Below are 10539 nucleotides of genomic sequence, written 5' to 3' on the forward strand. Positions count from 1 at the left end.
GCGCTGGGGTACCTGGTGCCGGGGGCGGTGTTCTATCTGTTGATCGGGTCGGTGATACTGGCGGCGTGGTTCTATTACCTGGGGACGCGCCGAGACCGGACATTCTAGGTTTTCATTGCCGGCCCATTCGCCGGCAAGCCGGCTCCTACGGGGCAGGGTTGGCACCGGGCAAACGAACGCCCTGCGACGTCCTGCCACTGCGACCATGGTCTGCGCTGACGAACCGGCCCTCGCGTGCCAGACTGATTGATCGGGACCGCGTTCTATTTTTTGCTCCGGAGTTTGCATGTCGTTGTCCAGCGGGCTGATCGCCGTGGTCGCCCTGGCCTATATGGCCATCATGTTCGCCATCGCCTTCTATGGCGACCGCCGCAGCACGCCGCTGCCGCCGCGCCTGCGTGCCTGGGTGTACAGCCTGTCATTGGCGGTGTACTGCACCAGCTGGACCTTCTTCGGCGCGGTCGGCCAGGCCGCCGAACAGTTGTGGGCGTTCCTGCCCATCTACCTCGGGCCGATGCTGTTGCTGATCTTCGCACCCTGGGTGGTGCAGAAGATGGTGCTGATCAGCAAGCAGCAGAACATCACCTCCATCGCCGACTTCATCGCCGCCCGCTATGGCAAGTCGCAGACGCTTGCGGTGGTGGTGGCGCTGATCTGCCTGGTCGGTGTCCTGCCCTACATCGCCCTGCAACTCAAGGGCATCGTGCTGGGGGTGAACCTGCTGATCGGCGCCAACGCCGACGCCACCGGCAGCCGGGTGCAGGACACCGCACTGGTGATCTCGCTGGTGCTGGCGCTGTTCGCCATCGTCTTCGGCACCCGTAGCCTGGACGTCACCGAACACCACCGGGGCATGGTCCTGGCCATCGCCTTCGAGTCGCTGGTCAAGCTGCTGGCGTTCCTCGCCGTGGGCGCGTTCGTGGTGTTCAACCTGTACGACGGCTTCGACGACCTGTTCACCCAGGCGCGCCAGTCAGTGCAGCTGGAAAGCTACTGGCAGGAGACCATCAACTGGCCTTCGATGGTGGTGCAGACCGCCGTGGCGATGATGGCGATCATCTGCCTGCCACGGCAGTTCCACGTCACCGTGGTGGAGAACATCGAGCCCCAGGACATGCGCCTGGCGCGCTGGGTGTTTCCGCTGTACCTGGCGCTGGCCGCGCTGTTCGTGGTGCCCATCGCCCTGGCCGGGCAGATGCTGCTGCCGGGCACGGTGATCTCCGACTCGTTCGTCATCAGCCTGCCGCTGGCCGAAGCGCATCCGAGCCTGGCGCTGCTGGCCTTCATCGGCGGCGCCTCGGCGGCCACCGGCATGGTCATCGTCGAGGCGGTGGCGCTGTCGACCATGGTCTCCAACGACATGCTGCTGCCCTGGCTGCTGCGGCGCAACAACGCCGAACGGCCGTTCGAGGCGTTCCGCCACTGGATGCTCTCGGTGCGCCGGGTGACCATCGTGGTGATCCTGCTGCTGGCCTACGTCAGCTACCGCCTGCTGGGCTCCACCGCGAGCCTGGCGACCATCGGCCAGATCGCCTTCGCCGCGGTCACCCAGCTGACCCCCGCGATGCTCGGCGCGCTGTACTGGAAACAGGCCAACCGCCGCGGCGTGTTCGCCGGCCTCGCCGCCGGCATCTTCCTGTGGTTCTACACCCTGGTCCTGCCCATCACCGCCCACAGCCTGGGTTGGTCGCTGTCGCTGTTCCCGGGCCTGGCCTGGCTGCACGGCAACCCGCTGAACCTGCCGATCACACCCTTGACCCAAGGCGTGGTGCTGTCGCTGGCGGGCAACTTCACCCTGTTCGCCTGGGTGTCGATCCTGTCGCGCACGCGGGTCTCCGAGCACTGGCAGGCCGGCCGCTTCATCGGCCAGCAGACCAGCGCCCGCCCCTCCAGCAAACCCCTGCTGGCGGTACAGATCGACGACCTGCTCAAGCTTGCAGCGCGCTTCGTCGGCGAGGAGCGCGCGCGGCAGAGCTTCATCCGCTTCGCCTACCGCCAGGGCAAGGGCTTCAACCCCAACCAGAACGCCGACGGCGACTGGATCGAACACACCGAGCGCCTGCTCGCCGGGGTGCTCGGCACCTCCTCCACCCGCGCGGTGGTCAAGGCCGCCATCGAAGGCCGCGAGATGCAGCTCGAGGACGTGGTGCGCATCGCCGACGAGGCCAGCGAGGTGCTGCAGTTCAACCGCGCACTGCTGCAAGGCGCCATCGAGAACATCAACCAGGGCATCAGCGTGGTCGACCAGAACCTGCGCCTGGTGGCCTGGAACCGCCGCTACCTGGAGCTGTTCAACTACCCCGACGGCCTGATCAGCGTCGGCCGGCCGATCGCCGACATCATCCGCTACAACGCCGAGCGCGGCCTGTGCGGCCCGGGCGAGGCCCAGGTCCACGTGGCCCGGCGCCTGCACTGGATGCGCCAGGGCCGCGCCCACTCTTCCGAACGGCTGTTCCCCAATGGCCGGGTGATCGAGCTGATCGGCAACCCGATGCCCGGTGGCGGCTTCGTCATGAGCTTCACCGACATCACCCCGTTCCGCGAAGCCGAACAGGCCTTGCGCGACTCCAACGAAAGCCTGGAGCAGCGGGTCGCCGAGCGTACCCACGAACTGTCGCAGCTCAACCAGGCGCTGACCGATGCCAAGAGCCGCGCCGAGGCGGTCAGCCAGTCGAAGACCCGCTTCCTGGCCGCCGTCAGCCATGACCTGATGCAACCGCTCAATGCCGCTCGGCTGTTCTCCGCGGCCCTGTCACAGCAGGCCGAAGGCATGAACGACGAAGCCCAGCAACTGGTGCAGCACATGGACAGCTCGCTGCGCTCGGCCGAAGAGCTGATCAGCGACCTGCTGGACATCTCACGCCTGGAAAACGGCAAGGTCACCCCCGACGTCAAGCCCTTCGCCCTCAACGAACTGTTCGACACCCTGGGTGCCGAGTTCAAGGTGCTGGCCGCCGAGAAAGGCCTGGAGTTCCGCCTGCGCGGCAGCCGGTTGCGGGTCGACAGCGACATGAAGCTGCTGCGCCGGATCCTGCAGAACTTCCTCACCAACGCCCTGCGCTACGGCAAGAGCCCGCTCCTGCTTGGCGTACGGCGCCAGGGCGAGCGCCTGTGGCTGGAAGTGTGGGATCGGGGCCCGGGCATCGCTGACGACAAGCTGCAGGTGATCTTCCAGGAGTTCAAGCGCCTGGACAGCCACCAGACCCGCGCCGAGAAAGGCCTGGGCCTGGGCCTGGCGATTGCCGATGGCCTGTGCCGGGTACTGGGGCATCAGCTGGAAGTGCGTTCGTGGCCAGGCAAGGGCAGCGTGTTCCGCGTCAGCGTGCCGATCGCCCGCAGCCCGGCACCCGCCGCCGTGGCCGCCGCAGAGCAACCCGGCCAGCCCCTGGCCGGGTTGCAGGTGCTGTGCGTCGACAACGAAGACAGCATCCTGATCGGCATGAACAGCCTGCTCGGGCGCTGGGGTTGCCAGGTGTGGACCGCGCGCAACCAGGCTGAATGCGAGGCGCTGCTCGCCGAAGGGCTACGCCCGCACCTGGCCCTGGTGGACTATCACCTGGACGACGGCGAGACCGGTACCGGCTTGATGGGCTGGCTACGCGCGCGCCTGGGCGAGCCTGTGCCGGGCGTGGTAATCAGTGCCGACGGGCGCAACGAAACCATCGCCATGGTCCACGCCGCCGGCCTCGACTACCTGGCCAAGCCGGTCAAGCCGGCCGCCTTGCGCGCCCTGCTCAATCGGCATCTGAGCCTGGTTCAGTAACGGCTTCGTCCGCCAGCGCCCGTTCGATCAGTTCGCTGGGCAGGCTCTTGCTGGCGCGAGCGCCGAGCAGCTTGAGCTGTTCACTGCGGCTGACCAGGTTGCCGCGCCCTTCGCAGAGTTTGTTGCGCGCCGCGGCATAGGCCTTGTCCACCTGGGTGAGGCGAGCGCCCAGTTCGTCCAGGTCCTGGATGAACAGCACGAACTTGTCATACAGCCAGCCGGCGCGCTCGGCGATTTCGCGGGCGTTCTGGCTCTGGCGTTCCTGCTTCCACAGGCTATCGATGACCCGCAGGGTGGCCAGCAGGGTGGTCGGGCTGACGATCACGATCTGCCGGTCGAAGGCTTCCTGGAACAGGTTGGGCTCGGCCTGCAGAGCCGCCGAGAACGCCGCCTCGATCGGCACGAAGAGCAAGACGAAGTCCAGGCTGTGCAACCCGTCCAGACGGTTGTAGTCCTTGCTCGACAAGCCTTTGACATGGTTGCGCAGGGACTGCACGTGCTGCTTGAGCGCAGCCTCGTCGTTGTTGCCGACGAACTGCTGGTAGGCGGTGAGGCTGACCTTGGCGTCGACCACCACCTGCTTGTCGCCGGGCAGCATGATCAGCACGTCGGGCTGGAAGCGCTCGCCGTCGGCGCTCTTGAGGCTGACCTGGGTCTGGTACTCGCGGCCCTTCTCCAGCCCGGCGTGCTCCAGCACCCGTTCGAGGATCAGCTCGCCCCAGTTGCCCTGGGTCTTCTGACCCTTGAGCGCCTGGGTGAGGTTGGTGGCTTCGTCGGAAAGGCGCAGGTTGAGCTGCTGCAGGCGCTCGAGCTCCTTGCCCAGGGAAAAGCGCTCGCGGGCCTCCTGCTGGTAGCTTTCCTCGACGCGCTTCTCGAACGCCTGGATGCGCTCCTTGAGCGGATCGAGCAATTGCCCCAGGTGCTGCTGGCTGGTCTGGGCGAAACGCTGCTCGCGTTCGTCGAAGATCTTCGTCGCCATCTCGGCGAACTGGGCACGCAGGGTGTCACGCGCCTCTTGCAGGTCTTCGAGGCGCTGTTGGTGGCTCTCCTGCTGCTCGCGCAGTTCAGCCTCCAGGCGCGCGGCCTGTGCCTCCAGGCGACGCAGCTCGGCTTCACGGTTGGCGCGCTCCAGGCTCCAGGCGTGGGCGGCGTCGCGGGCGTTGTCACGGTCGATCTGCAGCAATTCGAGCTCACGGCCCTGGGCGGCGAGCTGGGTCTGCTTGACGGTGTTGGCTTCGCTGAGGTCGCTGATCTCGTCGCGCCCGGCCTCCAGTTGCGCCTGCAACCCCGCCTGGGCCATCTGCGCGGCGTTGAGGCGCTCCTCAAGCAGCGCCTGCTCGGCCCTGCGCGCGCCCTGACCACGCTGCACCTGCATGACCCAGCCCAGGCAGGGCACCGCGCCGGCCACCAAGCCCAGCAGAATGCTGGTCAGATCCACTGTCATGCTTACCCCGATCTAACGTTGACGATTGCTGCGCAGCTTATCAGCCCGAATGAGAGGTTGCCTGTAGGAGCGGATTCATCCGCGATGCGCCGCGTGGCGGCGCTCGGTCCCAATGGCCCCATCACGCCCTCGCCGGGCAACCAGGACTCCATCCAAAATTGCGAAATGTCAGGGCCGCAAGGTGCTTGCCGGCAGAGGTGTTGCGTTAGTGCAATCGAGCGCCGCCCAGGCGGCGCATCGCGGATGAATCCGCTCCTACAGCAACAACCGCCGGGCTTACTGCGCCCCCTGCTCCGGCTTCTGCGCCTGGCACAACCGGCCGTATTCCAGTTGCGCACGGTGATCACCGGCGCGCGCGGCCTGGCGCAACAGTTCATGACCGATGCGCCGGTCCCGGGCGTTGCCGCAGTCACGGCAAAGCATCTGCCCCAGACGGCTCTGGGCCACCACCACACCCTGGCGCGCGGGCTGCTTGAGCAGGCGCCCGGCCAGGTGCTTGACGCTGGGTTTGTCACCTAGACGGGGGTTGTCGAGCAGCCACAGGGCCACTTTCAGGGAAAACTGTTTTGAGGATGGCAGCACAGGGGATGCAACAGGACTGGCGAGGTGTTTACCGCGAAGCTTCATGACCGACAGCGATGGTGACTCGTGAGGCGCGCCACTCTACTCCTTTTTCGCGCTCATGACGTGCTCGACCTTTGGCCACGCAAAAAAAATTCAATGTTTTTTTCTTGACGTTTTACAGCTGCCCACGTGTGACTTCCAGCCTGGAACCCGATTGTCGGACAGTTCATGAAACTGCTGGCACGCCCGTCCTAGAGCAAGCGCACGGGACAATCCACAGAAGCTGTGGATAACTCGGTGGACAACCACTCTACACAGCCCGCAAACCCCTGTGAAATGGGGGTTTCAGTCAAACTGTCGATTTTTTCACCAGCAAAAATTAGTGTTTTTTTTCATTGACTTAAGCCCCCAGTCAAGGCATTGGCGAGTCATCCACAACCTGTTGCAAGGGGGTTACAAGTCCCCGCCCGAATGTGTACAAGTGCACCATCAAACGACACGTCCATGCACGAAATCGGTACATTCGAGGGATTACCGGGGTATTCGCCCCTCTTCACAGCAGCCTCTGGAAGCGACATAATGGCCGGCTTCGCGCAACAAACATCAAAAACTTGCAACCCCTGAATCATTCGTGTAGGGTTGCGCCCTGTTAGTACCCAGCTGAAAGTCAATTCTGGCCACTCAGTCCTTGCAGCCCAGCGCTGCCCCATCAGGACCGGCCCATTCGATGATTCACTCGGCGGCTCACGCTGCCCAAGCACGAATCACGTTTCAGATTGATCAGGATCTTCCCCGGCGCCTCGAACCCTGGCCCCGGTGTGCTGCCTGCCTTCTGTCGTACCTACCAGTCAGCCCAGCGCCACCTATTGCATGCGCCCCTCTGGCTGCCCTGTTCCAGTCAGGTTCTGCATCTCCTTAATAAAGATGTCACTGGAACGTTTCTATTGTGCACGGATCAAAAGCCGTGTCTTACGCAGGAACATCCAACAATATGAGTAACCATCAACAGATCCAGGTTGCCTTCGGCACCCTTTCCAAAGCCTTCGCTCCACTGAAGTGCCTTATCGTTGCCCCACGCAAGGGCAGCTTCAGCTTCACCCTGGTCGACGAACATGGCATCGCCTGCCACTCCGAGCGCCTCTACCCGGACCAGTACACCCGGGCTGAACCGCTCCAGGCCGTGATCGAGCGCACCCGCCAATCGCTGACCGCATGAACGAATGGCGGCAGATTCACACCATGAATGCATGCCCCGCCAAACGGCCTGAAGGTGCCGGGCTTAATTGCCTGCGGGCATATGCCCCGCGCCCTCAGGCAGCAATCGATTTAAAAACAGCCCTTTACACCACGATTATCACACTACACTTCAACTCGAGCGGCTGCGGTCGCTTCCGGCGGGCCTGACCACTCACCAGCTGCCAAGCTCCAGCGCCCGTCGGCCCTTTCCATAACAAGGGCATCCTGGGCGAGGGCATCATGGGCATCGCTGCGACCGAGTTGAGCCGATATGTGATCCGGCCAACCCTGATCTACCTGAACCGCCACTCTGAAAGCGCCGAAGCTTTGTTACTGGGCGTTGCCGCAAGCCAGTCGGCGCTGGGCTCGGCACTGCATGATCGCCGTGGCCATGGCCTGTACCGCATCGGTGAACAGCGCCATCAATCGGTGTGGGACGACTTCCTCGCCCGCGACCCCGAACTCGCCAGCCTGGTCCGAGGCCTGGCCAGCCAGCACGCCTTCCTCGGCGGCCCGCACCTGGAACTGACCGTCAACCTGCGCTACGCCACGGCTATCGCCTGGATGCTGATCGAAGAACAGGCCTCCCCCTTGCCGCCCGCCGACGACTTGTTGGGATTGGCGAGGATCTGGCGACAGACCTTCAACCCTCAAGGGCGACTGCGCGATTTCACCCTCGCCTGGCACCACTGCATCACCCCGATGCTGGCCCAGACTTCCTGAGCGCCATCTCCCTGGAAGACCGGAAAAAAAGGAATTTTGGTCGGATTGTCCTACAAAACCGCTCTATCTCCTGTGTTACAGGCTATAGCGTGGAGCGAGATTTGTTGGTAGCTTTTCGCCCCGGAGATCCCAAGGAGTTTCTAATAATGAAAAAAGCAATGCTCAAAACCTCCCTCGGTATTGCCGTTGCCCTCGCTTCCAGCCACTTGCTCGCCAGCGGTTTCGCGCTGAACGAACAAAGTGTCAGCGGCATGGGGACAGGTTTCGCGGGTCGTTCTTCATCTGCCGAAGATGCAAGCACGGTCTTTGGAAACCCGGCGGGCATGTCGCGCCTGAAGCGCGAGCAAATTACCGTGGGTGGCGCAGCCATCATTGCCAAATCCGATATTTCGGGCCGTGGAAGCAACCTCGGGGGGGAAACCGATGGTGACATGGTGCCGTTCGTCGGTGTGCCAATGGGCTACTACGTCAAGCCGCTGGACAACAACTGGAGCGTCGGCTTCGGTGTGTACGTTCCGTTCGGCCTGGTGACCGACTATGGCAGCGGAGACGCCGCACGTTACTGGGGCAAGAAGAGCCACGTCGAAGTGGTCACCTTCCAGCCCACCGTCAGCTACGCCTTCAACGACAAGGTTTCGATCGGCTTCGGTCCGACCATCAACCGCATCAAGGGCGAGCTGGGCTCGAACACCATCAACCCGCGTACCCCTGGGCGCAACGATGGTGAAGTGAAGATCAAGGGCGACGACACCGCGGTCGGCTACAACATCGGTATCCTGGTACAGGCCACCGATCACACCCGCCTCGGCCTGACCTACCACTCGATGGTGGACTACAAGCTCGAAGGCAAGACCAAGATCAACAACGCGCTCATCGGTCCCTACAGCGGCAGCAAGTTCGATGCCGACCTGAAGATCAAGACCCCTGAGTCGGTGGACTTCTCGGTCACCCACGAGCTCGACGACCAGTGGACCCTGTACGCAGGCACCACCTGGACGCGCTGGAGCCGCCTGAAAGACATCACGGTGAACAACGATGTTCCGGCAGCGCTGCGCGCGCAGTTCGGCACCATCACCGAAGAGCAGAACTGGCACGACACCTGGGCCGGCGCCATCGGTGCCTCGTACAAGGTGAACAAGGAGTGGACCCTGCGTACTGGCTTCTCCGTCGACCAGTCGCCGACCAACAACCACGACCGTTCGCCACGCATCCCCACTGGCGATCGCAAGAGCTTCAGCCTGGGTGCCGGCTGGAGCCCGAACGACGACATGACCATCGACGTGGCTTACTCCTACCTGTGGGAAGAAGACACCAAGGTCAACCTGGCAAGCCCGACCAAGGGTACTTACCAGGCCAAGTACGAAAACAGCGCTCACGGCCTCGGTGCTTCCCTCACCTACCGCTTCTGATTCGCTCGCGCTGCATGAAAAAACCGCCTTCGGGCGGTTTTTTCATGCCTGCACGCGCCAGGTATCGCCGAGCTGTTGCTCCAGGTAGGTCATGAACGCTCGGACCTTTGTGGTCATCGCGAAGCGATCGGCCAGGCACAGGTACACGTCCATGGGTTCGGTCTGGGCATAGGCCTGCTGGCCGTGCGCACTGAATTCGAACAAGGGCACCAGGCGACCGGCATCCAGGTGCGGGCGAACGATGAACTCGGCCAGGCGAGTGATGCCACCGTCGTTCAGCGCCATCTGAGTCAGGGCGTCGATGTCGTCGCTGATCAGCACGGGGCCAAAGGGCGCTTCGAAGCGCAGCCCATCGCGCACGAAGCCCCAAGGCAGGAAGCGCCCATCCACCGGGTAGCGGAACACCAGGCATCGGTGATCGCGCAGGACCTCGGGGCTGTCCGGCCAACCGGCGCTGGCCAGGTAGCCGGGCGACGCGCAGCAGATGAAAGGGATACGCGCGATGTGCCGGGCCAGCAGGTTGTCCTCCAGCTGCGGTGTGATGCGCAGGCTGACATCGATATCCTCACGGGCGTGATTGACCTTTCGATCAGTCGTTACCAACTCTATTGAAAGCTGCGGATAGCGTGCGGCAAAGGCCGGAATCATTGGCGCCAGTATGTGTCGGCCGAATGCCGAGGTCGATGCGATGCACAGGCGTCCCTGGGGTTCGCTCTCGGGTGTGCTCAATGCCTGTTCGGCCCTTGCGAGGTCGCGATCGATCTCACGGACGCGTTCATAGTAGAGGCTGCCAGCGGCGGTCAAGGCCATGCTGCGGGTGGTGCGCGACAGCAGGCGGACCTGCAGGTGCGCCTCGAGCCGGGCCAGCGTCTGGCTGACCGCCGCCGGGCTGATCCCGAGTGCACGGGCACCGCCTGCGATGCTGCCGGCCTCGACCACCTTGATGAAGCTACGGATAGCGTTGAGCAGGTCCATCGCTTTTTCCTGAGCATTCGTAATATTTTCTTTATAAAGAACTCATCGAACGAGGTCTACAGCGGGTCAGGCGGCCATTGTTAACCTGCGCCTCCACTCAATCGAACGGGGTTTCCATGAACGAACTGTCTGCACCACGTAGCCGGCGCAAGCTGCGGCCGGGGGCCATGCCCTATGTCTTCGCCTTTTACATGTCGGCGATCATGGCGATGCTGATGTGCTTTGTGATCACGGCGGCGAACGGCGGGGTCGATGGCGATTATCTGGGGAGTGTGCTCAAGGCTTATCAGTTGGCGATGCCGGTGGCGTTTGTCTGTGTGCTGGTGGTGCGGCCGGTGGTGGTTCGGTTGGTGGCGTTGACCGTGGAATTGCGCTGAGGGGATCGGCTTCGGCTTCGGCTTCGGCTTCGGCTTCGGCTTCGGCTT

The 10539-nt window shown here is 63.5% G+C and carries 7 protein-coding genes and 1 pseudogene; 5 read left to right on the forward strand and 3 right to left on the reverse strand.

The features are described 5' to 3' along the window. Positions 1-286 precede the first annotated feature (286 nt). Positions 287-3763 (forward strand): hybrid sensor histidine kinase/response regulator, encoded by a 3477-nt coding sequence (locus P5705_RS25120; protein ID WP_277463568.1) that lies wholly within the window; start codon positions 287-289, stop codon positions 3761-3763. On the opposite strand, the gene rmuC is transcribed toward P5705_RS25120, so the two are convergent. Together rmuC and P5705_RS25130 are read right to left on the reverse strand one after the other, a co-directional pair. Beyond that, a complete protein-coding gene (gene rmuC, locus P5705_RS25125) occupies positions 3735-5093 on the reverse strand; it encodes a DNA recombination protein RmuC (RefSeq protein WP_277463573.1) in 1359 nt (452 codons plus the stop codon). The genes P5705_RS25120 and rmuC overlap by 29 nt on opposite strands. Before the next feature lie 402 nt (positions 5094-5495). Beyond that, positions 5496-5834: pseudogene (locus P5705_RS25130) on the reverse strand (sel1 repeat family protein); the annotation flags it as partial. 928 nt (positions 5835-6762) lie between these two features. Here P5705_RS25130 and P5705_RS25135 point away from each other — a divergent pair. From P5705_RS25135 to P5705_RS25145, 3 genes are all read left to right on the forward strand, one after another. Continuing rightward, positions 6763-6987 (forward strand): hypothetical protein, encoded by a 225-nt coding sequence (locus tag P5705_RS25135; protein ID WP_011532690.1) that lies wholly within the window; start codon positions 6763-6765, stop codon positions 6985-6987. Positions 6988-7247: 260 nt separating this feature from the next. Beyond that, positions 7248-7730: a hypothetical protein gene (locus tag P5705_RS25140; RefSeq protein WP_213659967.1), complete on the forward strand. Its 483-nt coding sequence runs from the start codon at positions 7248-7250 to the stop codon at positions 7728-7730. A gap of 146 nt (positions 7731-7876) precedes the next feature. Beyond that, a complete protein-coding gene (locus P5705_RS25145; protein ID WP_277463570.1) occupies positions 7877-9139 on the forward strand; it encodes an OmpP1/FadL family transporter in 1263 nt (420 codons plus the stop codon). A 42-nt stretch (positions 9140-9181) separates the two neighbouring features. Here the strand turns inward: P5705_RS25145 and P5705_RS25150 are convergent, their stop codons facing one another. Then, positions 9182-10114: a LysR family transcriptional regulator gene (locus P5705_RS25150; RefSeq protein WP_277463571.1), complete on the reverse strand. Its 933-nt coding sequence runs from the start codon at positions 10112-10114 to the stop codon at positions 9182-9184. Positions 10115-10230: 116 nt separating this feature from the next. On the opposite strand from P5705_RS25150, the gene P5705_RS25155 reads away from it, so the two are divergent. Next, positions 10231-10491 carry a DUF2798 domain-containing protein gene (locus P5705_RS25155; RefSeq protein WP_277463572.1) on the forward strand — a complete coding sequence of 87 codons (261 nt, stop codon included), beginning with the start codon at positions 10231-10233 and terminating at the stop codon, positions 10489-10491. The last annotated feature ends 48 nt before the right edge of the window (positions 10492-10539 follow it).

This window comes from Pseudomonas entomophila, from assembly GCF_029478665.1.
Lineage (GTDB): Bacteria > Pseudomonadota > Gammaproteobacteria > Pseudomonadales > Pseudomonadaceae > Aquipseudomonas > Aquipseudomonas entomophila_F.